The organism is Amycolatopsis sp. WAC 01376 (genome assembly GCF_003947415.1).
Classification (GTDB): domain Bacteria; phylum Actinomycetota; class Actinomycetes; order Mycobacteriales; family Pseudonocardiaceae; genus Amycolatopsis.
Window position 1 is genome coordinate 58,761 of sequence record NZ_QHKL01000012.1, and the last position, 26,328, is coordinate 85,088.

Sequence of the window (26,328 nt, forward strand, 5' to 3'; positions counted from 1 at the left end):
TAGAACGCTCATTACCACTCACGACCCCCGCGACCGAGGCGTGCGTCCTGTTCGGCGTGTTTCTTCAACGTCAGCAGCTGTTTCCGCATCATGATCAGGTCGCCCCAGCCCAGCAGGAACTCCTTGAGGCGCCCGCGAAACCCCTTCGAGGTCACGACGATGCGGCACAGCATCCGGCACGACCGCTCGTCGATCGGTTCGACCGAGTACGTCGCGGCCACGGGGCCGAACAGGTTCTCCGACTTGGCGAAGGTGCGGCCGGTGAGGTGGTGTCCGTGTTCGACCTCGGTCAGCTCGAACACGATCAGCGTGTCGCCGGGCGCGAGTTCGTCGGCGCCGGGGGTGAGTGTGCCGGGACTGCGGCGTCCCAGGTTGTCGAGCAGGTCGTAGCTGTAGGGCGCGACCGAGATCTGGCAGAGCCAGCGGTAGGCGAGCGCGGCGGGCGCGTGCACGGTGACCGCGCGGTCGAAGCGGGCGACAGGGCCGTCGAGCAGGGTGTCCGCCGGCTGCGCGCGGCGGCGTTCTTCCGGGGTCGCGCCCCAGTTCGCGGGTGAGCCGAAAGTCATGGCCGCCTCCGTACGGTGCCGTATGGTTTTCCGTACGGTAGCGTACGTGGCGTGAAAAGGAAGCTCGCACGTGAGGATTGGGCGGACGCGGCGCTCGAAGCGCTGTGCGAAGGCGGGGTCGCCGCGATCGCCGTCGAGCCCCTCGCGGCGAAGCTCGGGACGACGAAAGGCAGCTTCTACTGGCATTTCGCGAATCGGGACGCGCTGGTCGAGGCCGCCGTGCGCCGGTGGGCCGAGCAGGACACCGAGGCGCTGATCACGTTGCTGGACGGCATCGCGGACCCGGAACGCAGGCTGCGTGAGCTCTTCGAACTCGTCTTCGGGGGCAAGGACGACGAGCGGGCCGAGCTGGCGCTGCTCGCCCACGCCGGCGATCCGGTGATCGGTCCGCTGCTCGCCGACGTCACCGCGCGGCGCGTCGACTTCATCGTCCGCTGCTTCCTGGAGATGGACTGCCCGGAAACCGAGGCCCGGCATCGGGGTTTGCTGGCGTACACGGCTTTCATCGGCTTGATCCAGGCTCAGCGGGCGAGCGGCGGGACGCTGCTGTCCGCGGCCGAGAGGCCGGGCTATCTGGAGTTCCTGCGCGGAATTATCACCGGGTGAGAGGGATCTTCGGCTCTTCGGGCGGGTGAGCCGCCGGAGCCTTCCAGTGGCGCTTCACGCCACTCATCATCGGCTCCATGACAGCCACGTATCCCGCGGCGAAGGACGACGCCGCGACCCCGATGGGCGCGGTCTACGCCGAGTATCCGCCGATGTCCCGGGTCGTCTTCCCCAGCGGTTGCGAAGGCTGGCTGGTGACCAGGTACGAAGACGTCCGCCTGATCTTCTCGGACACCCGGTTCTCCCGGAACCTGCTCGCCCCGGACGCGCCGTGCCTCATCGAACCGGGTGACTTCTCCACCGGCGAGCACAGCATCCTGAACATGGACCCGCCGGATCACACGCGGCTGCGGAAGCTGACGGCGCAGGCCTTCACCGTCCGCCGGATCGCCGCGCTGCGGCCGCGGATCCAGGAGATCGCCGACACGCTGCTGCGGGAGCTGGCCGAGCACGGTCCGCCGGTGGATCTGGTGGAGATGTTCGCCTTTCCGCTGCCGACGGCGGTCATGTGCGAGATCCTCGGCGTCCCTTTCGAAGGCAGGGAACGGTTCCGGCAGTGGTCGCGGGTGATCGTCACGCCGATGGCGTACACCCCGGCGGAAGTGGCGCAGGCCCGGCGTGACGGGGCCGAAGACATGGCGGCACTCGTCACTGTTAAACGCGCGAAGCCGGGCGAGGACCTGCTCAGCGCTCTCGTGCATGCGCGCGACGAGGACGGTGACCGGCTCACCGAGGCCGAGTTGATCGATCTGGCCACGCAACTCCTGCTCGCCGGGCACGAGACCACGGTCAGCCTGATCGCGACCGGGATCGTCCTGCTGGCGGGGAATCCGGCTCAGCTCGCGGCGTTGCGCTCGGATCCCGGGCTGACGGCGGGGGCCGTCGAGGAGATCATGCGCTTCGACGGACCGGCCGACGCCTCGCTGCTCCGGGTCGCGCTGGAGGACGTCGAACTGAGCGGCGGCCTGGTCCGGCGCGGTGAGGCCGTGCTGGCCCACACCGGCGCGGCGAACCGTGACGAAACCGCTTTCCCCGGCGCTTCGCGGTTCGACATCCGGCGCCGGAACGCGCCGCAGCTCGGCTTCGGGCACGGCATCCACTTCTGTCTCGGCGCCGCGCTCGCCCGGCTCGAAGGGGAGATCGCGTTCCGGTCCCTGCTCGACGGCCTGCCGGGACTGGACCTCGCCGTCCCGGCGTCGGACATCGTCTGGCGTCCGCCGCTTTCGATCCGCGGTCCCGAAACGGTGCCGGTGACGTGGACTACCACCAAGCGCGGCTGAGGCTCTCCAGCGTCGGTTCTTCCGGCGCCGGAAGAACCTTGAAGTACCAGGTGAAATTGCTGTACACGTGCAAAAGCGCGTAAGCCAGGCAACGCCGGGAGAACTGCTCGTCCGGCTCGGCGCCGTATCCGGCCAGCAGCCGCCGCAGGAAGTCCTTGTCCCCGCCCGAAACGAACAGGCCGACGGCGACGAAGTCGTACTCGGCCGCACCTCGCATCGCCGGTTCGAAGTCGAAGAGCCCGGTCAGCCGCGGACGTCCGCCGTCGTGGACGACCATGAGGTGGTCGCGCATGAACTCGGTGTGCAGCGGGACGACGGGCGGTGTGCCGAGATCGACGGAGTCGAGGAACGCCGGGATTTGCGCGATCCAGCTTTCGTCGAGGCCGGTCCGGCGGTGATGCTCGACGACCTTTTCACGCTGCCCGGCGACGAACGTGGCCCAGTCCGCCGGATCCAGGACGTCGAGACGCGGGTCGTGCAGCGAATGCAGGGCGCCGAGCGCCTCGCCGAGTTCGGGAGCGAGCCGCTGTTTGTCCTCTGTGGACAGTTTCGGCCAGGCGTCCTTCAGTGTCTCGCCGCGCAGGCGCTCCATGAGCACGTAGCCCCAGCCGTCCCGCTCGCCGACGCCGTGCACGGCGGGGGTCGGGATCGGCAGCTTTCCGTGCAAGACCTCGAGCATCGTCCTCTCGGTGGGGAGCTCGTCGAGGTGCACCGGCGGGAACAGCTTGAGCACCAGATCGTCGCCGACGGCGTAGACCGGCAGCGAGCCCTCGGTGAACGGGACGACTTCGCCGAGACCGAGCGAACCGGTCAGCGAGGTCACCTCCGGAAGCAGGTCTTGCCTGGTCAGCGCGTCGAACTCGGCTTCGGTGCCGGCGGGCGGGAACGAGATCACGGAGCCGACCGTAAAGCAGCGAAGCGCGGGCGGCGACGCATTTAACCGCTGCGCTCCAGGAGCGTCCGTGCCGCGCCGAGCACCAGGCGGCAGACATCGTCGGGATCCGCGCTGGCCAGCGGCTCCTTGCCGGTGATGTCGCGGACCAGGCCGATCCCGAGCAGCCAGGCGAGGATGAGGTCGGCCCGCAGGTCCGCGTCGTCGGCGTCGGTCAGCGTGGCGAGCACCTGCGCGTACTCCTCGGCGGCCCGGCGTCGGACCGCGGCCGCTGCGCTGTCGTGGCCGGTCGAGCGCAGGTACGCGTCGAGTGTGCGGTCGCGTCCGGTGTCGGCCTTCAGCATGCTGCGCAACGCCGTCCCGAGCAGTTCGTCCGGTGGCGTGGTGGCGAGCTGCTCGCGCCCGCCGCGTGCCAGGACTTCCTCGAAGAGGGCGTCTTTCGAGCCGAAGTAGCGGAACAGCAGCGCCTGGTTGGCCCCGGCGCGTTTCGCGATGTCCCGCACGGTCGTCCGGTCGAAGCCGCGCTCGGCGAAGAGTGCCGCCGCCGCGTCGAGCAGGGAGGCTCGGGTCGCGGCCGCGTCACGCTTGCGGACCTGCGGTTCTTCCGTCATCGGGCAAAGGCTAGCCGGACGTCGCACGGTAGGCGCATTGACGCTCAGCGTGGTCGTGGTTAGCGTTGTAAGCAGTTGCTTACAAACCGCCGAGCCGGGGGGTTTCCGGACAATGACCACCACCGACACCGAATTCACCGCCTATCCCTTCAACGAAGACGCCGGTCTCGAGCTCGACGAGGCGTACGCGGCCGCCCGCGCCACCAAGGGCATGCTCCGCGTCCGGCTCCCGCACGGTGAGCCGGCCTGGCTCGCCACCCGATACGCCGACGCGCGCTTCGTACTGGGCGACAAGCGGTTCTCGCGGGCGATGGCCGCGGAGAAGGACGAGCCGCGGATGGCACCGGGCAGGCGGCCGGGCGGGATCCTGAGCATGGACCCGCCCGATCACACCCGGCTGCGCACGCTGGTCGCGAAGGCGTTCACCATGCGCCGCGTCGAACTGCTGCGACCGCGCGTCGCCGAGCTGGCGGCAGGGCTGATCGAGGACATGAAGGCCAAGGGGCAGCCCGCCGACCTGGTCGAGGACTACGCGCTGCCGATCCCGGTCGCGGTGATCTGCGAACTGCTCGGCGTCCCCGTCGAGGACCGGCCGAAGTTCCGCGTGTGGAGCGACGCCGCGCTGTCGACCAGCCCGCTGACCACCGAAGAGATGATGGCCAACCAGGACGAGCTGCGGGCGTACATGCACGTGCTCGTCGAGCAGCACCGAGCCCAGCCGCAGGACGACCTGATGACCGCGCTGATCGAAGCGCGCGACGTCCGCGACAGGCTGAGCGAGCTGGAACTGGTCGACATGTGCATCGGCATCCTGATCGCCGGGCACGAGACCACCGCCAGCCAGATCCCCAACTTCGTCTACGCCCTGCTCGAACAGCCGGACCAGCTCGCCCGCCTCCGCGCGGACCTCGACCTGATCCCGGCCGCGGTCGAGGAGCTGCTGCGGTTCATCCCGCTGGGTGCCGGAGCCGGCTTCGCCCGCTACGCCACCGAAGACATCCACGTGGGTGACGTGCTGGTGAAGGAGGGGGAGCCGGTGATGGTCGCCATCGGTGCCGCCAATCGGGACGCGCTCCAGTTCACCTCGGCGGAAACCCTCGAATTCGGCAGGGAGAGCAATCCCCACCTCGGTTTCGGCCACGGCGTGCACCACTGTCTCGGCGCCCCGCTGGCCAGGCTGGAACTGCAGGAGGCCATGCGGGCATTGCTGCGAGATCTCCCCGGACTGCACCTCGACGGCGATATCGTGTGGAAGACACAGATGCTGGTGCGGGGGCCCCGTTCCATGCCGATCGGATGGTGAGCATGAGCTGGAAAGTCGACGTCGATGGCGACACGTGCATCGGCTCGGGGATGTGTGCCGCGCTGAAGCCGGAGGTCTTCGAACTCGAAGGCGCCACGGCGACGGTGGTCAAGGGGGAGGTGGATCCGGACGAGACGGTGCTGGACGCGGCGGATTCGTGTCCCGCGATGGCCATCGAGGTGACGGAAAAGGGCGAGGTGATCGGGCCGCGGCCCTGATGACCGCTCGTTAATGCGTGGCGGTCGTCGGTGAAGAGGCGTAGGACGACAGGGTGAGCGACGACGGCTTGACCCTCCGCACCTTGACCACCGACGACCTGCCCGCACTTTCGGACATGCTCGCGCGAGCGTTCCTCTCCGACCCCTCGGAGGGGTTCCGGCACCGCGAGGGGCTGGTGTTCGAGCCCGACCGTTCGCACGGCGTCTTCGACGGAGACGAGCTGATCGGGATGGGGGAGATCCTCAGCCGGAAGATCACCGTCCCCGGGGCCGGCCCGACGCCGTTCGCGGGGATCACGTCGGTCGGCGTCGCTCCGGGACATCGGCGGCGGGGCGCGCTCACCCGCGTCATGCGGGCGCAGTTGCACGGCCTGCACGACGACGGCGCCGAACCGATCGCCGCGCTGTGGGCGTCCGAATCGGTCATCTACCCTCGCTTCGGGTACGGCCTCGCGGCGCAGTTCTACCGCGCGAAGATCCGGGCGAAGGCGGCGTACCAGCCCGGTGTCGAACTGGAAGCCGAACGCGTGCGCGAAGTCGGGCGTGAGCAGGCGATCCCGCTGATCAAAGCGATCTACGACAAGGAAGCGCCACAGCGGGTCGGCGCGCTGGACCGGCCGGGCGCGACGTGGGAGTTCAACCTCGACGATCCGGAGGGGCGGCGCAACGGCGCGACCGCGTTGAAGTTCGCCGTCCTGCCGGACGGTTACGCGATCTACCGGGTGAAGAGCGATTGGCACGAAGAAGGCCCGCGAGGGACGTTGATCGTGCAGGAACTGGTCGCGACCACGCCGGAGACGTACGCGACGCTGTACCGCTTCCTGCTCGACTACGACCTGATCGGCACGGTGGAGACCTTCGCGGCGCTCGACGAACCGCTCATCCACCTCCTCGCCGATCCCCGCAGGATCAGCCGATCCGGCGGTGACTCCCTCTGGGTCCGGCTCGTCGACGTCGATCGCGTGCTGAAGACGCGCCGCTACGGCATTCCGGTGGATCTGGTGTTCGGCGTGCGCGACGCCTTCTGCCCGTGGAACACCGGGAACTGGCGGCTCGTCACCGACGAAGGCGGGAACGCCGACGTGACCAGGGTGGAGGACGCGCCGGACCTCGAACTGGACGTGATCGACCTCGGCGCGATCTTCCTCGGCGGCACCCGGCCGAGCACGCTGGCTGCGGCCGGACGGATCAAGGAGCGGACCGCCGGCGCGGTTTCGCGGGCGACGGCGGCCTTCGCCTCCGACCGTGAGCCGTCCTGTCTCGAATCGTTCTAGGCCGCATTACCTGGCGGGTAATCGACTTCGCACGGTCTCCCTTGCCAGGGTGAACAGGTGCGAAAAATCAAGAGATTCCTTGGTGTGGCGGCGGTTCTGGTCAGTGCGACGGTGATGGGAAGCGGGCAGGCGGTGGCGGAGACGAACGAGGGTTGCCCGATCCTGGATCAGCTGGGTGACCGGGTCGAAGGCGAGGTGTCCCCGAGTGCCTGTGCCTTCATCACGAAACAGACCGAGTTCGGGGCGATGCGTTCGGACACGCCCGAAGCGCGGGAAGCCCGCGTTCGGTTGTACGGCACCGTTTTCGCCGCGGACGGGACGCTCGCCGAATCGGGCAGCGCCGCGCCGGTGCGCGGCAGGGCCGGCATCGAGAACAACCTTCGGACCCTGCTGGGAGCCTTCCCGACCTTCCGGTTCACCCCGGTGAAGATCGTGGTGAACGGCGACGCCGTCTTTTACGAGGCGGCCAACGAAGCGGTGATCAACGGACAGATGGTGCGCTATCCGGCCGTCTACCGGGTGGTGCTCGAGAACGGTGAGGTCACCGAGGGGCGTCGCTATCACGATCGGACGGAATGGTTCCGCCCCATCGAAAAGGAGGCACTTCGGCAACTGTTCGCCGGTGTCGCCGACAACTGTCCTCGGCAAGGGCCCGCCTTCACCGGACCGGGGCTGACGGCACCGGTGACCGACCCGAAGTGTCATCTCGCCTACCTCGGCAGGCTTTCGGGCGCGATGACCGGCGTCCGGCTGACGGCTGATCAGGCGGCCGCGGGTCCGCGTACCAAGTTCCAGGAGTACCGCGGGACCGTGCGGGCGAAGGGGCGGACGATCGACTTCGGGGTGATCGTGGGCACCGAGCCCGGCATGGTCCGCTACTACTTCGACACGCTCCCGCTGAATTACGACGACGCGGAGATGGGTGCCCTGTTCACCAAGCTGCTCACGGGTTCAGCACCCCCTGCTCGGTGACCACCGCGGTGACCAGGTCGAACGGTGTGACGTCGAAGGCCGGGTTGAACACCTCCGCGCCTTCGGGCGCGACCTTCGTACCGCCGAAGCTCAGGACCTCGCCGGGATCGCGTTCCTCGATCACGATCCCGGCGCCGTCCGGCATCGCGCTGTCCACAGTGGACGACGGGGCGACGACCACGAACGGGACTCCGTGGTGCTTCGCCGCGATCGCCAGGCCGTAAGTGCCGATCTTGTTGGCGACGTCGCCGTTGGCGGCGATCCGGTCGGCGCCGACGAGCACGCAGTCCACCAGGCCGCGGCCCATCGCGGCGGCGGCCGCGCCGTCGGGCTGGATCCGATACGGGACACCGGCCTGTGCCAGTTCCCAGGCAGTCAGGCGGGCACCCTGCAACAACGGGCGGGTCTCGTCGACCAGCACGGATTCGACCAGGCCACGGGCTTGCAGATGCCAGACGACGCCGAGCGCACTGCCCCAGCCGACCGTCGCGAGATGGCCCGCGTTGCAGTGGCTGAGCAGCCGCAACGGCCGCCGCTCGCAGTGTTCGAGCACCACTTCGGTCGCCAGCCGGGAGGCTTCGTGGTTGATGCGCTCGTCCTCGTCGAGGATCGCCAGCGCTTCGGCGAGAACCGCTTCCGGCCCCTCCGGGAGCTTCGCGAGCGCGCGGGAGACACCCCAGCTCAGGTTGACCGCTGTCGGCCGGGCCTGCGCGACCCGGCGCGCCTCGGCCTCGACGTCACCCTTCGCGCGGGTCGCGAGCACCACGCCGAGCGCCCCCGCCGCGCCGAGAGCCGGTGCCCCGCGGACCGCGAGCCGCTGGACAGCGCCGACGAGTTCGCCGACCGTGCGCAGTTCGAGCACGCGATACTCGGCGGGCAGGGCGGTCTGGTCGATGATCGTGACCGCGTCGCCGGTCCAGTCGATCGTCCTGCGCATGGCTCCCCCGTGAAATCCGGTTGTCCCGTCGCGACCGCCTCGGTGAGGATGCGGCTCGTGACCATTCAACGCCACCATCCGCCCGGTCTGCACCCCACGCCCACCTACCACCACGTGACCATCGTCGAAGGACGACGGGACGTCCACCTCGCCGGCCAATGCCCGCTCGCCGAAGACGGCAAGGTCGTCGACGGCGACGTCCTCGCCCAGGTCGACCAGGTCGTCGCGAACACCGCCGCCGCGCTCGCCTTCGCCAAGGCGACCCCGGCCGACGTCGTCCGCACGGTGATCTACGTGGTCACGCCGGACGCCGAGGTGCTTTCAGCCGTATGGGACCGGTTCGTGGAGTCGGAGATCGGAGAGGCCTTCACGACCGCGAGCACGCTGCTCGGCGTCGCGCAGCTCGGCTACCCCGGACAGCTCGTCGAGCTCGACGTCACCGCCGCCACGGCCTGATCTCTCGCTCGCCGAGTCTGCGAAGTTCCGTGAAGGCCTCCTTGAGGGACTCTGGGTCCCTCAAGGAGGCCTTCACGGACTTCAGGGCGCGCCCGCGTCAGGTGATGATCGTGACGACCGGCTCCTTGGCCTTCGCGGCCCCCGCGAAGAAGGTCACCAGCTCGTCGTAATACCCCCGCACGTAGTCCAGCGCGTCGGGCTCGTCCCAGATCGACGGGTAGATCCCCTCGGCCTCGAGCTCCGAGACCTCGACGCCCTGCGAGAGCTGATCGAACCCGGTCCGTGTCATCTCCGCCGAGATCGTCCGCACCTCGTCCGCGGTGAACCGTCGCGGCGGCCCGTCACTGTCGGCTTCCCCCAGCAGCGTCCCGCCCAGCACGAAGTCGACCTCGAACCCGGCACGCCCCACCAGGAACCACAGCGCGTGCCACGCCTTGTCGATGTCCACCGCCCGTTCGGTGCCGGCGGCCTTCTCGGCGTACTCCCAGTACCGCTCGGGTTTCTCGCTCAGTTCACGCAATTCCCCGGGCGTGACCCGCAGATACGCGCCGCACATGCCCATCGGTCAGAGCCCGGCCATGAGGTCGGTCTCCGTGATGCCAGGACCCTGCCCGGCACGGATGAACCACTCGACGCCGAACGCCCCCGCGAAAGCCTCGTCCGGCATCGCGAGGAAGAACGAATCCTCACTGATCTGACTGGCGTGCGCGCGCATCGCCGCCCGCTTGGCGGGCAGGTACGCGGTGACGTCGACCCTCGCGGTCAGGATCTCTTCCGGCTTGCCGAACTCGGAACCGTCTTCGAAATCGGGCAGGTCCTCGGCCTTCAGCTGCCCCGTCCGCACCGCCTCCTCCATGCCGCGGCGCATCTCGTCACTGTTGCTCGTCGCCTCGTAGACCCGCGGCGTGCCGGCCAGCTCGGCCGCGCGCATGCCGACGCGATGCACCTGGATGTGGTCCGGATGCCCGTAGCCGCCGTTGTCGTCGTAGATGGTCAGGACGTCGGCCTGCTCTTCGCGCAGGATCTCGGCCAGCCGCTGCGCGGCCTCCTCGACGTCGGCCTGCCAGAACGTGCCGGGCACGTCGTTGCGCGGCTCGCCCATCATGCCGGAATCGGTGTACCCCAGGAACTCCACCCGCTTGGCCCCCAGGACCTCGGCGGAAGCGTGCGTCTCCTGCACGCGGCGCTGCCACAACTCCTCTCCGTCGTCGAGGAACCCGTCCGGCACCTCGCCGACCTCCCCCCTTGTCGCGACGACGAGCACGACACGGTGGCCTTCCTCGAAGGCCTTGCGCATGACGCCCCCCGCGACGATGCACTCGTCGTCGGGGTGGGCGTGAAAACTCACCAATGTGGCCATGGTGGGGAAACTACCGGGAGGCACCGACATATTCCGGTAGCGTTCCGGCGCGAAACCCACTGAGCGGAGGACTTGTGACGATCGACGACCACACCACGCCGGGGCGTTCGGTGTACTTGCAGGTAGAGGCCGACAACGGCCCCATCCTGGTGGAAGCCGCGATGGTCGGGGCGCAGGAGGACCAAGAGGTCGCCTCCAGGCTGCTGGCGTTCGGTGAGTTCTCCGCCGCGCTGGGTTCGGTGACGCGCTCGGTCACCGACGCTGTGATGAGCGGGCTGGGGAAGGCCAAACCCGCCAAGGTCGCCGTGGAGTTCGGCTGCGAGTTGGGCGTCGAGAGCGGCAAGCTCACGGCGATCCTCGTCAAGGGCACGGCCAAGGCCACGGTGAAAGTGACCTTGGAATGGAAGCCGGGGGAGACCGAACCGTCCGAACAAGGTTGACCGGGTTCATCTTTTCCTGCGGTCGATGCTCTTCAGGTAGTCGCGAACGGCCGGATCGTCTCTGACTGCGTCCGTGAGCTCCGTGCCCGCGGCGTGATTCAGCTGAGTGGCCGCGGTGGCGGCGGCGAGCCTCTGTCTCGGTCCGACGTGGGTGGAGAGGGCGACGCCGCGCAGAACCTCGATACCTAGCTGCGGATCCTTCCGGCCGATCTTCGTACCGAGGGAGATGCGCGCGTCATGACTGAACGATCCCATCGGCGCAAGCAGGGACCGAGTCGCCTTCGTGCCGTACTCCGGATCGAGTTCGTAGAGCGCGATCGCGGCTTCGATTCGGACCGGTGAGCGAGCACCAGCATCGCCATTCAGCTTGTGAAGAAGTGCGACGCCGTTCTCACGATTCACCTTCGCCACGGCCGCGGCCGCTTGCGTCCGCTCGACCGCGGAATACTCGGAAGCCAGAGCTAGCCTTTCCAGTGCGGCGAGGCCGACCTCACGATCGAGTTCGGCCGCGCCCAGCCCGGCCTTCGTCCAGAAGTCGATACTGTCTTCTTCGAACTCTCTGCCGTACCGGTCCTGGACCGCTTCCCGATCTCCGACGAGGCGTGCCAGCGAGCGTGCCGCTCCTGCTGGGTCCCTAAGACCGGCGGAAAGGCCGACCGTGATCCGGTCGTCGCCCATCGTACGATCGCTGATGAGATCGAGTTGCAGTCGCCGGCCATCGGCGAAGTCGGCTTCCGCGGCGCGTGCGGCGGCTTTCGCCCTGATCGTGCTGTCGCCGGTTTTGGTGCGGGCGATGGCCAGGAATCCGGCCACCCCGGAGGCGTCACCTTGCCGGGCGAGGTGATCCGCCGCCTTGAACCGGATGGCGACGCCGAGTGGCTGCTTAACGACGAGATCGATCAGCTGCGCTCTCGCGCTGTCGGCCGCCCATTGCTCCGCCTCGAGTGCTGCGTCCAAGCGGAACTCGCCGGGGATCGCGGGCGAGCCGCTCAGCATGAGCAAGGCCTCGGCCGAGTCGTGCCGTGCGAGATGCCGGGCGGCGTTGAGCCTCGTGGCCGGCTCGACATGCTTGCTGTAGGCGATCGTCCGAAGGAGTCCCAGTCCGGTCCGGAGGTCGTGTTCCGCGACGAACAGCGCGGCTTCGACCCTGAGATTGTCGGGCTCGCCCCGATTGACGATGTCCGCCAACGCGGCCATGCCCTGCACCGGCTCGTGATCGTGAAGCCGCTTCGCCGCCTTCAAGCGCTCAGCACCACCGATTCTTCGGTCGTTCGCGAGGGCGGCGAAGGTTTCGATGCCCAGCTCAGGCAGGATCCCGATCAAAAAGGTCGCCGAATCGAAGCGGCGCTGCCAGCTGTGGCCGGGCCCCGCAATCCGTTCGAAGGTCGTCGTGGCCCGCGCGGGACTGATCTCGACGAGCGCGCCCGCCGCCGTGCGCCACTCGTGATTGCTCAGTCCCTTGTCCTGGAGCCACTGTACGAGGACGTCGGTCAGCCTCACCGTCGTCCTGTCCGGGAGGAGGATTCCCTGCCGGTGCAGTTCCAGGACGAGTTGGTGGTTGTCCCGGCTGTGTTTCCGGCCGAGCAGGCGTTTCAAGACGGGATGCAGGTCGTGGCCGTCCTTCGCCCACAGTGCGGCGAGGAACGTCATGACTTCGAGATCCTGTCTCGGCCACCGTCCCGGGACAAGCTGGCGCCGCGCGGCTCGTTTGCGTGGGTCCGGGTAGTGCTCGGCGAGGTAGGCCGCCGCGAGGTATTCCTGCACGGTCTGGTGGAGGAAGTGGAAATCGCCACGGCGTTCGACGAGCAGGCCGCAGCTTCGCAGGACCTCGCGGATCACACTGGCCCACTCGGCGGAGGACAGGTCCGGAGGTTTGGGGACCACCCCCGTGACAATGGCGACGGCGTCCGGTTTCCGGCCGGAGCGGAACGGGTCGATCGCGGCCAGATGTTGCTGGTAGGCCATGAGTTTGAGGAGTTCGGGGGTGCGCTGGATGAGTTCCTCGCTCGCGGCGACCGCCTGCGGGCCGCTGCGGCTGGTCCAGGCCGTCAGCATTTCGCGGACGTTGAGGATCTTCCGTTTGGTCAGCAGCAGTTCGACGAATTCCGCGTAGAGTTCCGCGCGATTGCCTGGCAGCCGCTGATCCGGTGCGTTGGCGTAGAGGATGCAGAGCATCGTCGCGATCAGCGGGATCGTCGCGAGATGGCCGATCCCCACCTGGGCGACGCGCTGGTCGAAGTCGAGCGCGGCGGCCCGCGGATCGGGGAGGCCGAGCTGGGTGAACCATTTCGCGGCGAACGTCTGCAGCTCGTGACGACCGAACGGTTCGATCGTGAACGTCGGGTACCGATCGCCGTCGGCGACCTTGTTCAGCAGGTAGGTCGGAAGCGGACGGGTCGTCAGCAGGAACCGGTAGCGTCCCCCCGATCGGTGGCGGCTGATCTTCGAAAGGACCGCTTCCCGCAGGTACGGGTAGAGGATTTCGTCGACCCCGTCGACCAGTACGAGCCAGTGCGCGCCGGGGAACGGCGGCTTGGCGAACATCGACGTCAGCGTCGGCCGGTCCAGATCGAGGTCGACGGTCTGGACGACGCCACTCGCCAGCATCTCGACGAGACCCTCGTTCTGGGTGAGCGCGTCCGCAGTGATCAGGATCGGCACTCCGCCTGCGACTGTACCGTCCAGCCATTGCTGTGCCGACAAGGCGGTGAGATACCTGGCAAGGCTGGATTTGCCCGCGCCGGGACCGCCGAGTACCTGCGCGCCTTCGTAGCGCCGCAGGAGGTCGTTCCCGTCGATGCGTTCGGCGAGTTCGTCCGTCGCTTCGCCCCGTGAAGCCTCTTGGCGGAGGTAGACCTTCGACAGCGGCGCCCGGACGTCGAGCATCGCCGCGTACGGATGGATCTCGTCGGCCGTACTCGCGGCCTTGAGATAGCGGCGCATCCGCGGACCGGGGAAACAGGCGCCCGCCGCGTCGATCTGTTCGTCGTCGAGCAGGCGCAGCCATGGTGCGGCCTCGGCGGAGTTTGCCGCGGAAAGACCAGGGTAGGCCTGGAGGACTGTGCTCATCGGAACGAAACGCGCGGTGTCTTCGTGGGTTCCGTCGCGGTAACGGACCACGCCGCAGATCGCGCCGGTCCGCCAGTTCAGGACCGGGCCGCCGCTCATTCCCGGCCGGATCCTGCCCTGGGTCCCTTTCAGCAGTACCGGTCCGGCGACGTGCTCGGACGTTCCGTCGTGGCGGATCGATACCGAGTCACCGGCCCGGTAGTTCCCGTCCGGGTATCCGAATACCCAGAGGTCGTCGCCCGGCGCGGTCGCTTCGGACAGATAAGCAGGCGAAGCCGAGGCGCCCGCGGGCGCTCGCAGCAGGGCGAGGTCGAGTCCTTCCGGGCCACCCGGCAGCAGCCAGTCCCGCAGGACTTCGAAGGGGCCACCGGGGCCCTCCATGTACTCGACCGGCCGACCCGCGTCCGTCACGACGTGCGCGCAGGTGAGCAGCATCGTCGAAGTGACGTGGAAGCCGGTGCCCTTGCTCTTTCCCGACGGTGTCGTCAATGGCACCGTCGAAGCTTGCGCGGCAGCGGCGAGCGCGGCGCGTCGGCCGGACATGCACCCCCCTCGGGTTCTGTCGAGGATACAAACCTAGGCCGACCGAACCACTTGTCAATATCAAAGAGGGAACATTCGTTCCACGCTTGGAGTTTCCCGGTTGCTGACCGACTTCGTGGGCGCTCAAGCCGGAAAGACGCGCCCGAGAAACTCCAGCGTCAGCGCCCAAGCCGCCGCGGCGGGCTCAGGCTGATGGAACATCGGCGCCACATGGTTGTGGAACGCGTGTCCCGCGCCTTCGTGGATGTGGATTTCCGCGCCGTCATGGGAAGCCACCGCGTCGGCCAGCTTCCCCACACCTTCGATGGGGATGTACGGGTCCGCGCCGCCGAACTGGAACTGGATCGGGCAGGTGATCTTGTCCAGCAACGGAAGTTGCCCGGGCACCCGGGAGCCGTAGTACGAGACCGCGACGTCCGGGTCGCCTTCGGCGGCGGCCGCGTAGGCCATCGAGCCGCCGAGGCAGAAGCCGAAGACGCCGGCGCGGCCGTCGGTTTCGGGCAGCCCGCGCAGGGTCGTCAGGGTCGCGAGGACGTCGGTGACGGCGCGTGCCGGGTCGAGTTTGCCGGAGACCTCCATCGACGCCGAGACCCCGGCTTCGTCGTGCGTGGCCGACCAGCCGGGGGCGATCCGCCAGAACAGTTCGGGCACGGCGACGACGTAGCCGAGGGCGGCCAGGTCGGCGGCGACCGATTTGAGGTAGTCGTCGAGGCCGAAGATCTCCTGGATCAGCACCAAGCCCGGGCCGGATCCGGATTCGGGCAGCCAGAGCGGGGCGTCGAACGAGCCGTCGGCGACGGTCACCTTGGTCATCGGGTTCCTTCCAGCGCGTGCACGAGACAGTCCGCCACGAGGGCGGCCTGCGTGCCGTCGGGGTCGAGGTCGGGATCGAAGATGGTCAGCTCCAGCCCGGCGGCGCCGGGGATCGCGAGCAGCCCCCGGAGCAGCTCGACGAGCTTGTCCGGGCTGAGTCCACCGGGATCGGGACTGTCCACAGCGGACACGAATTCCGGGTCGAGGGTGTCGATGTCGATGTGGATCCAGAAACCGTCCAGCGGTGCGAAAATCTCCCGGGCGGCGGCGAGCGCGCCGTCGGTGCCGGACGCCATGATCTCCTGGCTGGTCACGACGCGAAGCCCGGCTTCCCTCGCCTCGGCGGACTCCTCCGCGCGAACACCGAGCACGAGGACGTCTTCGTCGCGGACGTACGGGCGCAGACCGTCCACATCGGCCAGTTCCGGCTGGCCGGGGCCGGTCACGACGGCGAGCGCTTCGCCGCCGACGTTGGCGACGTGATCGGAGTTGCCCAGGTGCCGGAAGTCGTCGTGCCCGTCGAAGTAGACGATGCCGAAGCGTCCTTCGCGACGCAGGGTCAGCATCGCGGCGAGCGCGATCGAGCAGTCGCCGCCGAGCACGACCGGAAAGCCGCCGTCCGCGCGGATCTTCGCGAGCCGTCCGGCGAGTGCCTCCGTGTAGGTCGCGATCCCGGCCGCGTTGCGCACGCCGCCGCCGGGCGACCGGGCGGGCAGATACCGCGGCGGGGTGACGACACCGCCGTCCCTCGCGCCCAGACGGGTGAGCAGACCGTGGTCACGCAGCGCGCCCGGTGCCTTGTGGCAACCCGGGACCACACCTTCGGCGGGCGGGCGCAGTCCGAGATTGGACGGCGCGTCGAGCAGTACGAAATTCCCCATGCCCACACCGTAGTAGTGACGCCTGGTGTCACGCCGTCCGTCCCTTTAGGTTGAAGGGACGGACAGAGGAGGCTCAATGGCGGAGCGGACGAAATACATCCTCGACGAACAGGACATGCCGACGAGGTGGTACAACATCGTCCCGGATCTGCCGGAGCCGCCACCGCCGCCACTGCATCCGGGCACCCGCGAGCCGATCGGCCCGGACGATCTCGCGCCGTTGTTCCCGCAGGCGCTCATCGCTCAAGAGGTCACCACGGAACGGTACGTCGACATCCCGGAAGAGGTCCTCGACGTCTACCGGCTCTGGCGGCCGTCGCCGCTGTACCGCGCGAGGCGGCTGGAGAAGGCGCTCGGCACTCCCGCCCGCATCTACTACAAGTACGAGGGCGTCAGCCCGGTCGGCTCGCACAAACCCAACACCGCCGTGCCGCAGGCTTTCTACAACGCCGCGGAGGGGGTCACCAGGCTGACCACGGAAACCGGCGCCGGACAGTGGGGGAGCGCGCTCGCGTTCGCCTGCGCCACCTTCGGGCTGGAATGCGAGGTGTGGCAGGTCCGCGCTTCCTACGACCAGAAGCCGTATCGCAAGCTGATGATGGAGACGTTCGGCGCCACGGTGCACCCGAGCCCGTCCGAGCTGACCGAATCCGGCCGCGCGATCCTGGCCGCCGACCCGAACTCGACCGGGAGCCTCGGCATCGCGATCAGCGAGGCGGTCGAGCAGGCGGCGCAGGCGGAGAACACCCGTTACGCGCTCGGCAGCGTGCTCAACCATGTGCTGCTGCACCAGACGATCATCGGTGAAGAGGCGCTCAAGCAGTTCGAACTGGCCGGGGACACCCCGGACGTGCTCGTCGGCTGCACCGGCGGCGGCTCCAACTTCGGCGGGCTCGCCTTCCCGTTCCTGCGCGAGAAACTCGCCGGGCGGATGGACCCGGTGATCCGCGCGGTCGAACCGGCCGCCTGCCCGACCCTCACCCGCGGGAAGTACGCGTACGACTTCGGGGACACCGCCGGGCTGACGCCATTGCTGAAGATGCACACGCTCGGTCACGACTTCATCCCCGACCCGATCCACGCCGGCGGCCTGCGCTACCACGGGATGTCGCCGCTGATCTCGCATATCTACGAACTCGGGCTGATCGACGCGATCGCTGTCGGGCAGGAGGACTGCTTCGCCGCGGGCGTGCGATTCGCGCGAACGGAGGGCATCATCCCGGCACCCGAGCCGACTCACGCGCTTGCCGCGTGCATCGAGGAAGCGTTGCGGTGCAAGGAAACCGGGGAGGAGAAGGTAATACTGACCGCGCTGTGCGGGCACGCGCACCTCGACCTTCCCGCGTACGGCGCGTACCTGGCGGGCGACATCTCCGACCACGCGCTGTCCGACGAGGTCCTCGCGAAGTCCCTCGCCGGCCTCCCTTAGCCCTCGCGAGCGCTATGAACGGACCGTTCCTTGCAAAATTTGCAAGGAACGGTCCGTTCATAGCACGCGGGGTCGGGAGTCAGCCGGTCACCTGGTAGCCCGACGTCCGGTTCCGCCCGGTGTTCTTGGCCTCGTACAGCGCCCGGTCCGCGGCGGCGAGCACGGCGTCCAGGTCGGCCACGCCCGGCCGGTCGGCGAGCCCGATCGACACGGTGACGTGCTCGGGCAGGTCGCCGGCGCGGGAAGCCACGCTCGACCGGATCCGTTCCGCGATCGCGTGGGCGTGCACGGCGGACGTACCGGGCAGCAGGACGACGAACTCCTCCCCGCCGAACCGCCCGACCAGATCCGTGCCGCGCACCTCGGTGCGCAGGGTTTCCGCGATCGCCGCCAGGTACCGGTCGCCCACCAGGTGCCCGTGGCGGTCGTTGATCAGTTTGAACCGGTCGACGTCGACCATCAGCAGGCTGGTGTGCCGCCCCGCGCGCCGCGCGCGGTCGAGTTCGTCGGCCGCGGCCTCGCGCCACGCCTTGGCGTTGAGCAGCCCGGTCTTGGCGTCACTGCGCGCCTGCCGTTTCAGTTGCCGCAGCAGCACGCCGCGGTGCAGCACCAGGGTGATCCCGACGACGAGCAGCAGCACCACCGGCCAGTCCCGCAGCGCCCACGCCACGATGATCCCGAGCGCGATCGTCGCCGCTTCGAGCGCGTACTCGAACGGCTGCGCCAGCGCGTCGCGCAACCGCTCGTGCGGGGTGCCGTAGTGCACCGCGATCGTCATCAACGCGGTGTTGACCAGCAGGAACACCCCGCCCGCCGCGACCACCGACCCGAAGGAGGACTCGTCGCGGGGGAGGACGTCGAACGGGGCCGCGTACCGGGAGAGGAAGGCGGCGGCCGCGAAACCCGCGAGCACGGTCGCCGAGGCGGAGAACGTGCGCCGGAACAACGGGCTCGGCTGCCCGCGGAACCAGCGGTAGAAGAACGACACGGCGATGACCAGCGCGGCGAGTGCCGGGTGCACCAGCAGGACGGCGGCAAAGGTCCAGACGCTGTCGAGCGAGATGTGCGGCGTGCCGGCGAACCGTTCCCGCACCCGCTCCACCGGACGTGACAACTCCGTGTACAGCACGGCGCTGATGATCAGGATCGCGAAGGGGATCGCGTCGCCCTGGGTGAACGGGACGCGGACAAGAGACCAGGCGGATCCGGCGATCGCCGCGACGTCCACCAGGAGGACGAAGCCGATCAAACCGCGGTGGGGTAGCCGCCACAGCGCCCAATTCGTTAGCGCCACGGAGTCGAACGTAATCGGTTGGATACTAGGTGTCACTACGCTGTATGGGTAGGCGTGGGTGCACCACGCGTGACCGGCATCGGGGAAGTGGAGGGGGTGAGCTCCATGCGCGGGCAGAACTGGTGAACATCCGGTTCCGGTCAAAGGGGGTGAAGCGGGGCCACGTGGCGCCAAGCCCGGGTGGCCGGAACAGCCACTACGACACCGGCGAGTGCGATGACCGAGACCGTCGTCGCGGGTGAACCGAGTACGCCGACGAGCAGGCCGCCGGCGATCAGCCCGATTCCCTGCACGGCGATGAGTCCCGACCCGGCGAGGCCGAAAGCCTGGCCTCGTTCGGTGTCGGGCACCAACCGCATGAACGTGGTGCTCGCGGTGACCTGGTAGGCCGCGCACATCCCGGACAGCACGAGCAGTCCGGCGGCGTAGGGGAGCGAGGGCCGGAACCAGAACGCCGCGAGCGGCACGATCGCACCCAGCGCCAGCCGTCCGACCATGCGCAACCGGACTTCGGGCCGCACCAGGCGGCCCAGCACGAACACCCCGAGCACGATCCCCGCGGGATGCGCCGCGAGCAGCAGCCCCGCCGTCACCGCCCCGCCGCCGATCTCCGCGGCGTACGGCACGGCGAGCCCTTCCGGCACGATCACGAAACCGGCCAGCCACGCGAGACCGACCAGCGCGCGCAGCCGTCGGTCGTGCCAGATCGTGCGGGCGCCCGCACGAAGCCGCCGCAACGTCGACGTCGCGGGACCGCGCGCACCCGTCGCGGGGCGGGCGCGGACGCCGAGGCGCAGGACGATCGCCGAAACACCGAACGTGACCGCGTCGAGGGCGAGTCCCCTGCCGGTCCCGGCCGCGGCGATCACCGCGCCGCCGAGGGCGAACCCGGCGAGCTGGCCGATCTGGTTGGTGATCTTCAGCAGTGACTGGCCGAGGACGTACTGATCCCCGCTGAGCACCGACGGCAGCACCGCGGCCTGCGCGGCGGTGAACGGCGCGTTGGCCAGTTGCACCACCACGAGCACGACGGCGAGCGCGGGCAACGGGATCCCGGGGATCGCGAGCACCGCGACCAGGACGGCCCGGACGACGTCGGAGCAGACCATCACCGCGCGACGCGGGAACCGGTCGGCCAGTCCGCCGAGCAATGGCCCGCCGACCAGGTCGGGCAGGTACGTGAGCGCGTAGGTCAGCGCGGGCCACGTCGCCGAACCGGTCCGCTCGAACACCAGCACCGACAGGGCGACCCTGGCCACCTGGTCCCCGAGGATCGACTGGAGTTCCGCGAACCAGATCGCCCGCAGTTCACCGACCGCGAGGATCTGCCGGAAGGTCGCCTGGGAACGCACGAGGTGACCACCCCCGCTCGGTCGGGTGAGTCACTCAGCGTACCGCCCCGGACGCGCGTGGTGAAGCCTCGGAAAGCGCGTGAAGGCCCCCTTGCCTCGGCTGAGCCGAGGCAAGGGGGCCTTCACGCGCTGGGGACTACTGCTTCGTGCCGCAGGTGATCTTCGGTTGCGGGTTGTAGTGCACGTTCCGGGTGTGGCGCCGGACCTCGCGGCCGCTCGCGGCGTCCTTGATGACCCGGGTGTCCGACGTGGTGAAGCCGGGCGCGCCGTTGCTGGGCTTGCAGTTCTCGGCGGGGCCGGGCTTCGTCGGCGGCTCGGACGGGTTGGTGCGGCCGCCCGGGATCGACTCGACGGTGTACTTCTTGGTGCCCCACATCCGGATCGTGATGTCCGACGGCGACCAGATGGCCTGGATCGCGACGCCGGTGTCCGTGTCGTTGGTGAACTTGAGGTCGATCACGCTGCCGCCGTTGTGGTTCTGGAACACGGTCGCCTCACGCGCGGCGGGGTAACGGCTGATGTAGTAGCTGTGTTCCTTGTGCTCGGTGTCCTTCATGCCGGCGAAGTACGAGGCGTTGTACAGCGTGGTCGCGAACTGCGAGATCCCGCCGCCGACCTCGCGGCCGGGCGCGCCGTCCTTGATGACACCGGCCTCGACGTAACCCTGCGCCGCGCCGCGCGGCCCGGTGAACCCGTTGAGGCTGAACGTCTCGCCCGGCTTCACGATGGCGCCGTTGACCTTCTGCGCCACGACCCGGATGTTCGTCCCCGAGTCCGGCGCGAACCCGCCGGTCTTGAACTCGCTGACGACCTCCTTGATGCCGAGCTGGTTCGCCTGCTCGGTGGTCACCTTGGCCGGGGTCTTCTTGTAGGTCACCGGCAGCTCACGGGGCGCCGCACGCTTGAGCACGTCGAGTACCGGCTTGAGGCTGGGCTCCCAGTCGACGACGTTGGCGTCCTCGGAGGGCTGGACGGTCGGCTTGCCGCCTTCGAAGACGATCTGCGCGTCCTTGCCCTCCTTCTCGGTGGACTTCAGCTGAGGCCCAGCGGCCTCGATGATCTTGTTGTTGTCCACCTTGGGGTTCAGCACGCCGCCGTCGGCGGGTTCGAAGGTCAGCGCGCCCGCGATGTCCGCGGGTTTGACGACCGCGTCCTTGCCCTCGCCCTTGATGACCATCGGCGACGCCACGGCGGGCTTGGCGACCTGTTCGAGGGCGGCGTGGACGGCTTCCGGCGAGACCTTGACCGGGGTCTGGGTGACCGCGAGCGTCAGCGGCTCACCGCCTGCCCAGCGGTCCAGGATCGTCTGCTTGGCGGCCTCGACGTCGAGTTTCTGCCCGGTCTTGGGTTCGACGGCGACCGGCTTGGCCTCTTCGAAGCGGACGGTGCCCTCGATGGGGTCACGGTCGACGTTGCCGCGCAAGTTCTCCAGCGCGGCGGTGAGCTTGGCGTCGTCGGTCTGCGTGACGACACCGACCTCGGTGGTCGAGAAGAACGACGCGATCCGCGTGAACGGGTTCAGCGGCTGATCGCCCGCCTGGTCCAGGGTGGCGGGCCAGTCGAGGCGGAGGCCCGCGTTGTTCGGCGCCAGCGACTCCTCGGCGTCACCCGCGACGATCTTCACCGGCCGGGTCAGCCGGGGCTCGATGCCTCCGCGGAGCTCCTTCTCGGCCGCCGCGCGGTCCATCCCGCCGACGTCGACCCCGGCGACGGTGACGCCGCGGGGGACGCTGCCTTGGGAGACCAGAACGTCGAGGGCGTACGCGACGACCAGCAGGCCGAACACGCCGCCGCCGATGAAGGCGGCCTTGCGGTAGCTGCGGCGGCGCTTCGGTGGCGCGGGTTCCTCGGGCGTGGCAGACTCCGCGAACCCGGGCGCGACGACCGGGAGAATGTCCGTCTGCTCGGCATGGGACTCGGGCCAGCGCGGTTCCTGCGGCAACTCTCCACCCTCCACGGTCCGGCGAGGCCGGGCGTCGTGATCGAACATCCGGGCCTTCCACATGTCCGGACGTAGGTTCAAGATACGGGGCGCGTTTTGTGGTCGTGCAACTCGCCCGGTTGGGTGAGCGGGTCACTCCGTCGGGTGGTCACTGGGCGTCAGGTTCCGGATTTTCGCCCACTCTGGCGAGAAAGTCGAAGTCACAGCCCTCATCGGCTTGCGTGATGTGTTCGGAGTACAACGCGCCGTAACCCCGTTCGAAGCGTGGGGGCGGTGGGGTCCACCGTTCCCGGCGGTGTTGCAATTCCGCATCATCGACGTCGAGGCTCAGTCGTCGCGACGGGACGTCCAAGGTGATCGGATCGCCGTCGCGGACCAGCGCGAGCGGTCCGCCCACATGGGACTCCGGCGCGACGTGCAGTACGCACGCGCCGTAACTGGTGCCGCTCATCCGGGCGTCGGACACGCGGACCATGTCCCGGACCCCCTTGGCCAGCAGGTGATCGGGCAGCGGCAGCATCCCGTACTCGGGCATGCCGGGGCCGCCGAGCGGACCGGATCCGCGCAGCACCAGAACGGACTCCTCGGTGATGCCGAGTGCGGGATCGTTGATGCGGTTCTTCAAGTCCCGGTAGTCGTCGAAGACCACCGCGGGTCCAGTGTGGACGAGCAGCCGGGGATCGGCGGCGAGGTGCTTGATCACCGCGCCCGACGGCGCGAGATTGCCGCGCAGCACAGCGACTCCGCCTTCGGTGGCGACAGGGTTTTCGCGGGTGCGGATGACGTCGTCGTCGTGCACCCGCGCCGTTTTCAGGTTCTCGCCGAGGGTCCGGCCGGTGACGGTGACGCGATCGGTGTGCAGCAGATCGGTCAGCCGCGAGAGCAGGCCGGGAAGCCCGCCCGCGTAGTAGAAGTCCTCCATCAGCCAGTCGCCGCCAGGGCGGATGTTCGCCAGTACGGGGACCCGGCGCGCGATCGCGTCGAAATCGTCGACGGACAACGAAATCCGCCCGCGACCGGCCATCGCGATCAGGTGGATGACGGCGTTGGTGGAGCCGCCCAGCGCCAGCACGGTGGTGATCGCGTCGGCGTACGCGCGTTCGTCGAGGATCTTCGTGATGGTGAGGTCCTCCCACACCATGTCCACCACGCGAGCACCGCTCGCCGCGGCCATCCGGTGGTGCGCCGAGTCGACGGCGGGGATCGACGCGGCGCCCGGCAAGGTCAGCCCGAGTACTTCGGCGACCGACATCATCGTGGACGCGGTCCCCATCGTCATACAGGTTCCGGGGGAACGCGCGAGCCCACGCTCCAATTCGGACAGTTCCTCGTCGCCGATCAGCCCGGCCCGCTTGTCGTCCCAGTACTTCCACATGTCGGTGCCGCTGCCGAGCACCTCGTTCCGCCAGTGCCCGCGCAACATCGGCCCCGCGGGAACGAAGATGGCGGGCAGGCCCGCGCTCGCCGCGCCCATCAGCAACGCCGGTGTCGTCTTGTCGCAGCCGCCCATGAGGACCGCGCCGTCGATCGGGTAGGACCGCAGGATTTCCTCGGTCTCCAGCGAAAGCAGGTTGCGGTAGAGCATCGGTGTCGGCTTCTGGAAGGTCTCCGACAGGGTCGCGACCGGGAACTCCAGCGGGAAACCGCCCGCCTGCCACACCCCGCGTTTGACCTGTTCCGCGCGTTCGCGCAGATGCATATGACACGGGTTGATGTCGCTCCAGGTGTTGAGGATCGCGATGACAGGTTTCCCGAGATGCTCCTCCGGGTTGTACCCCAGTTGCCTGCTCCGGGCCCGGTGGCTGAAGCCGCGTAGTTCGTCGCCGCCGAACCTGCGGTGGCTGCGGAGTTCCTCGGGGTTCCTCATGACCGCAAGTATGACATCTCATATATGATCCGCTCATGTCCTCGACCTTCAGCCTGCCCGCCTCCCGCACCGAAGTGGTGCTCGAGGAGATCCGCCGCGGCATCCTCACCCGGGAGTTGAAGCCCGGCCAGCCGTTGGTCGAAGCCGAACTCGCGGCCCGGCTCGGCGTGTCGAAGACGCCGGTGCGCGAGGCGCTCAAGGTGCTGTCGAACACGGGACTCGTGATGTTCAGCCCGTACAAGGGTGCTTCGGTGTGCGTGGTGGACGCGGAGCTGGCGAAGTCCGTTTACGACGTCCGCATGGTGCTGGAGCCCGAAGCGGTGCGGCGGTCGGTGGAACGGCGTTCACCGGACTTGCTCGAAGACGCGGCGGAGGCGTTGAAGGAGGCGTCGGCGGCGATCTCGGACAAGGATCAGGCCGCGCTCAGCCTGCTCAACCGCCGGTTCCACCGCGCGCTCTACAGTGGCTGCGGCAATCCGCTGATGGTCTCGATGCTGGACGGCCTCAGGGATCGCGCCGCGCTGATCTCCGTGGTCGGCTGGGAGACGAATCCCAGCTGGCGCAAGGAATGGACCGAGCACAAAGCGGTACTCGCGGCGGCGAAGAAGGGTGACGCCGAGGGCGCGGCGGGGCTGTTGCGCGCGCACATCGGAGACTTCCTGGACCGGATCCTCGGGGCGATCGGAGACGAATGATGCGGCTGCTGCTCATCGCCGACACACACCTGCCACTGCGCGCGAAGGCGCTGCCGGATCAAGTCTGGCGCGAGGTCGAAGCGGCGGACGTCGTCGTCCACGCCGGCGACTGGGTCGAGGTCACCCTGCTGGACGAACTCGAGGCCCGCAGCAAGCGGCTCATCGGGGTCTACGGCAACAACGACGGCGCGGACCTGCGTGCGCGACTGCCCGAGATCGCACGGGCGGACCTCGACGGCGTGTGTCTGGCCGTCATCCACGAAACCGGCGGCAAACAGGGGCGCGAGCGTCGCTGCGACGAACAGTTCCCCGGCACCGACGTCCTCGTGTTCGGGCACAGCCACATCCCGTGGGACACGGTCACGCCGAACGGGCTGCGGCTGCTGAACCCCGGCTCGCCGACCGACCGGCGGCGGCAGCCGTTCTGCACGTATCAGACCGCCGAGATCCGCGACGGCGAGTTACGCGACGTCGTTCTGCATGAGCTGCCTCTTCGACGCTGACGGGGTAGACAGGTAGCCATGGAACCGGCGCAGGCGTTGAGGGAGATCGCGTTCCGGCTGGAGCGCGCGGGCGAGCCGACCTACCGGGTGCGGGCCTTCCGGCAGGCGGCCTCGGTGATCGCCAAGGTCAAGCCGGATGACCTGCGCAAACGCGCTGAGGCAGGCACACTGACCGCGTTACCGAATATCGGCAAGGCGACAGCGGCCGTCGTCGAAGACGTCCTCGCCGGACGCCGGCCCGCGTACTTCGAGAAAATCGGCGAGCCGAAACTGCCCGACGGCGGTCCGATGCGGGCGGCGTTGCGCGGCGACTGCCACATCCATTCGGATTGGTCCGACGGCGGGAGCCCGATCGAGGAGATGGCCGAGGCCGCCCGCGCGCTGGGCCACGAATGGATGGTGCTGACCGACCACTCGCCGCGCCTCACCGTCGCCAACGGCCTTTCGCCCGAGCGACTGCGGCGGCAGATGGACGTCGTCGCGGAACTGAACGAGACGATGGCGCCGTTCCGGATCCTGCACGGCATCGAGGTCGACATCCATCTCGACGGCACGCTCGACCAGGAGGAAGAGCTGCTGGAGCAGCTGGACTTCGTCGTCGCGAGCGTGCATTCGAAACTGCGGATGCCCGCGAGGGAGATGACGCCGCGGATGCTCGCCGCCGTCCAGCATCCGCGGGTCCGGGTGCTGGGACACTGCACCGGGCGGCTGGTGATGGGCGGCCGCGGGAGACGGCCCGAATCGGAGTTCGACGCGGAGGCGGTGTTCGCCGCTTGCCGGGACAACGGGGTCGCCGTCGAGATCAACTCGCGTCCCGAACGCCGGGACCCGCCGACGCGCTTGCTGAACCTGGCCGTGGACCTGGGCTGTGACTTCGCCATCGACAGCGACGCGCACGCGCCCGGCCAGCTGGACTGGCTCGTCTACGGCTGCGCGCGGGCCAACGAGCTGGGGATCGAGCCGGACCGGGTGATCAACACGCGGACCGCCGAGGAACTGCTGGCTTCGTGAGTGTTGTCGTGTTC

Annotated in this window: 25 protein-coding genes; 12 read left to right on the forward strand and 13 right to left on the reverse strand. The window is 68.8% G+C overall.

Annotation, left to right across the window (positions count from 1 at the left end):
* Positions 1 to 11: 11 nt before the first annotated feature.
* Positions 12 to 566 carry a hypothetical protein gene (locus tag DMH03_RS39425; RefSeq protein WP_125797103.1) on the reverse strand — a complete coding sequence of 185 codons (555 nt, stop codon included), beginning with the start codon at positions 564 to 566 and terminating at the stop codon, positions 12 to 14.
* Positions 567 to 617: 51 nt separating this feature from the next.
* On the opposite strand from DMH03_RS39425, the gene DMH03_RS39430 reads away from it, so the two are divergent.
* Together DMH03_RS39430 and DMH03_RS39435 are read left to right on the forward strand one after the other, a co-directional pair.
* A complete protein-coding gene (locus DMH03_RS39430; protein WP_125797104.1) occupies positions 618 to 1,172 on the forward strand; it encodes a TetR/AcrR family transcriptional regulator in 555 nt (184 codons plus the stop codon).
* 77 nt (positions 1,173 to 1,249) lie between these two features.
* Positions 1,250 to 2,452, forward strand: coding sequence for a cytochrome P450 (locus DMH03_RS39435; RefSeq protein ID WP_125797105.1), 1,203 nt, complete (start codon positions 1,250 to 1,252; stop codon positions 2,450 to 2,452).
* On the opposite strand, the gene DMH03_RS39440 is transcribed toward DMH03_RS39435, so the two are convergent.
* Positions 2,433 to 3,347 (reverse strand): phosphotransferase family protein, encoded by a 915-nt coding sequence (locus DMH03_RS39440; protein ID WP_125797106.1) that lies wholly within the window; start codon positions 3,345 to 3,347, stop codon positions 2,433 to 2,435. The genes DMH03_RS39435 and DMH03_RS39440 overlap by 20 nt on opposite strands.
* Positions 3,348 to 3,388: 41 nt before the next feature.
* Positions 3,389 to 3,955: a TetR/AcrR family transcriptional regulator gene (locus DMH03_RS39445; protein WP_125797107.1), complete on the reverse strand. Its 567-nt coding sequence runs from the start codon at positions 3,953 to 3,955 to the stop codon at positions 3,389 to 3,391.
* Between the two features lie 112 nt (positions 3,956 to 4,067).
* Between DMH03_RS39445 and DMH03_RS39450 the strand changes: the two genes are divergently transcribed.
* The 4 genes from DMH03_RS39450 to DMH03_RS42755 all read left to right on the forward strand — a co-directional run bounded on the left by DMH03_RS39450 (position 4,068) and on the right by DMH03_RS42755 (position 7,722).
* Complete coding sequence (locus DMH03_RS39450) at positions 4,068 to 5,258, forward strand: cytochrome P450 (protein ID WP_125797108.1); 1,191 nt, start codon at positions 4,068 to 4,070, stop codon at positions 5,256 to 5,258.
* Positions 5,259 to 5,260: 2 nt separating this feature from the next.
* On the forward strand, positions 5,261 to 5,476 hold the full coding sequence (locus tag DMH03_RS39455) for a ferredoxin (RefSeq protein WP_125785759.1): 216 nt from the start codon (positions 5,261 to 5,263) through the stop codon (positions 5,474 to 5,476).
* Between the two features lie 53 nt (positions 5,477 to 5,529).
* Positions 5,530 to 6,750, forward strand: a complete 1,221-nt coding sequence (locus DMH03_RS39460) for a GNAT family N-acetyltransferase (RefSeq protein WP_125797109.1) — start codon at positions 5,530 to 5,532, stop codon at positions 6,748 to 6,750.
* An 84-nt stretch (positions 6,751 to 6,834) separates the two neighbouring features.
* Entirely contained in the window at positions 6,835 to 7,722 is an 888-nt protein-coding gene (locus tag DMH03_RS42755) for a nuclear transport factor 2 family protein (protein ID WP_233611856.1), read from the forward strand.
* Here DMH03_RS42755 and mtnA read toward each other — a convergent pair.
* A complete protein-coding gene (gene mtnA / locus DMH03_RS39475) occupies positions 7,694 to 8,659 on the reverse strand; it encodes an S-methyl-5-thioribose-1-phosphate isomerase (RefSeq protein ID WP_125797110.1) in 966 nt (321 codons plus the stop codon). The genes DMH03_RS42755 and mtnA overlap by 29 nt on opposite strands.
* A gap of 48 nt (positions 8,660 to 8,707) precedes the next feature.
* On the opposite strand from mtnA, the gene DMH03_RS39480 reads away from it, so the two are divergent.
* Complete coding sequence (locus DMH03_RS39480) at positions 8,708 to 9,115, forward strand: RidA family protein (protein ID WP_233611857.1); 408 nt, start codon at positions 8,708 to 8,710, stop codon at positions 9,113 to 9,115.
* Between the two features lie 97 nt (positions 9,116 to 9,212).
* On the opposite strand, the gene DMH03_RS39485 is transcribed toward DMH03_RS39480, so the two are convergent.
* Complete coding sequence (locus tag DMH03_RS39485; RefSeq protein ID WP_125797112.1) at positions 9,213 to 9,677, reverse strand: YfbM family protein; 465 nt, start codon at positions 9,675 to 9,677, stop codon at positions 9,213 to 9,215.
* Positions 9,678 to 9,680: 3 nt separating this feature from the next.
* Complete coding sequence (locus tag DMH03_RS39490; RefSeq protein ID WP_125797113.1) at positions 9,681 to 10,475, reverse strand: PIG-L family deacetylase; 795 nt, start codon at positions 10,473 to 10,475, stop codon at positions 9,681 to 9,683.
* Positions 10,476 to 10,549: 74 nt separating this feature from the next.
* Here DMH03_RS39490 and DMH03_RS39495 point away from each other — a divergent pair, with 74 nt between their 5' ends.
* Positions 10,550 to 10,915, forward strand: a complete 366-nt coding sequence (locus DMH03_RS39495; RefSeq protein ID WP_125797114.1) for a CU044_2847 family protein — start codon at positions 10,550 to 10,552, stop codon at positions 10,913 to 10,915.
* 6 nt (positions 10,916 to 10,921) lie between these two features.
* Here the strand turns inward: DMH03_RS39495 and DMH03_RS39500 are convergent, their stop codons facing one another.
* The 3 genes from DMH03_RS39500 to DMH03_RS39510 form a co-directional block, all read right to left on the reverse strand.
* On the reverse strand, positions 10,922 to 14,527 hold the full coding sequence (locus tag DMH03_RS39500; protein WP_125797115.1) for a serine protease: 3,606 nt from the start codon (positions 14,525 to 14,527) through the stop codon (positions 10,922 to 10,924).
* A gap of 123 nt (positions 14,528 to 14,650) precedes the next feature.
* Entirely contained in the window at positions 14,651 to 15,340 is a 690-nt protein-coding gene (locus DMH03_RS39505; protein ID WP_125797116.1) for a dienelactone hydrolase family protein, read from the reverse strand.
* Positions 15,337 to 16,221, reverse strand: coding sequence for an arginase family protein (locus tag DMH03_RS39510; RefSeq protein ID WP_125797117.1), 885 nt, complete (start codon positions 16,219 to 16,221; stop codon positions 15,337 to 15,339). The genes DMH03_RS39505 and DMH03_RS39510 overlap by 4 nt, the downstream gene beginning before the upstream one ends.
* A gap of 76 nt (positions 16,222 to 16,297) precedes the next feature.
* On the opposite strand from DMH03_RS39510, the gene DMH03_RS39515 reads away from it, so the two are divergent.
* On the forward strand, positions 16,298 to 17,650 hold the full coding sequence (locus DMH03_RS39515; RefSeq protein ID WP_125797118.1) for a TrpB-like pyridoxal phosphate-dependent enzyme: 1,353 nt from the start codon (positions 16,298 to 16,300) through the stop codon (positions 17,648 to 17,650).
* Between the two features lie 79 nt (positions 17,651 to 17,729).
* Here the strand turns inward: DMH03_RS39515 and DMH03_RS39520 are convergent, their stop codons facing one another.
* From DMH03_RS39520 to araD, 4 genes are all read right to left on the reverse strand, one after another.
* Positions 17,730 to 18,944 (reverse strand): GGDEF domain-containing protein, encoded by a 1,215-nt coding sequence (locus DMH03_RS39520; protein WP_233611858.1) that lies wholly within the window; start codon positions 18,942 to 18,944, stop codon positions 17,730 to 17,732.
* Positions 18,945 to 19,084: 140 nt separating this feature from the next.
* Positions 19,085 to 20,296 carry an MFS transporter gene (locus DMH03_RS39525; RefSeq protein ID WP_125797119.1) on the reverse strand — a complete coding sequence of 404 codons (1,212 nt, stop codon included), beginning with the start codon at positions 20,294 to 20,296 and terminating at the stop codon, positions 19,085 to 19,087.
* Between the two features lie 136 nt (positions 20,297 to 20,432).
* The gene (locus DMH03_RS39530; protein WP_125797120.1) at positions 20,433 to 22,286 is read right to left on the reverse strand and encodes a VanW family protein; all 1,854 of its coding nucleotides are present in this window, start codon (positions 22,284 to 22,286) and stop codon (positions 20,433 to 20,435) included.
* Between the two features lie 100 nt (positions 22,287 to 22,386).
* Positions 22,387 to 24,105, reverse strand: a complete 1,719-nt coding sequence (gene araD / locus DMH03_RS39535) for an L-arabinonate dehydratase (protein WP_125797121.1) — start codon at positions 24,103 to 24,105, stop codon at positions 22,387 to 22,389.
* A 35-nt stretch (positions 24,106 to 24,140) separates the two neighbouring features.
* Between araD and DMH03_RS39540 the strand changes: the two genes are divergently transcribed.
* Genes DMH03_RS39540 through DMH03_RS39550 form a run of 3 tightly spaced genes read left to right on the forward strand, consistent with a single transcriptional unit; the run spans position 24,141 to position 26,314 of the window.
* Complete coding sequence (locus DMH03_RS39540) at positions 24,141 to 24,800, forward strand: GntR family transcriptional regulator (RefSeq protein ID WP_125797122.1); 660 nt, start codon at positions 24,141 to 24,143, stop codon at positions 24,798 to 24,800.
* The gene (locus tag DMH03_RS39545) at positions 24,800 to 25,303 is read left to right on the forward strand and encodes a metallophosphoesterase family protein (RefSeq protein WP_125797195.1); all 504 of its coding nucleotides are present in this window, start codon (positions 24,800 to 24,802) and stop codon (positions 25,301 to 25,303) included. Before DMH03_RS39540 ends, DMH03_RS39545 begins: the two co-directional genes overlap by 1 nt.
* Before the next feature lie 18 nt (positions 25,304 to 25,321).
* Positions 25,322 to 26,314: a PHP domain-containing protein gene (locus tag DMH03_RS39550; protein WP_125797123.1), complete on the forward strand. Its 993-nt coding sequence runs from the start codon at positions 25,322 to 25,324 to the stop codon at positions 26,312 to 26,314.
* Positions 26,315 to 26,328 lie beyond the last annotated feature (14 nt).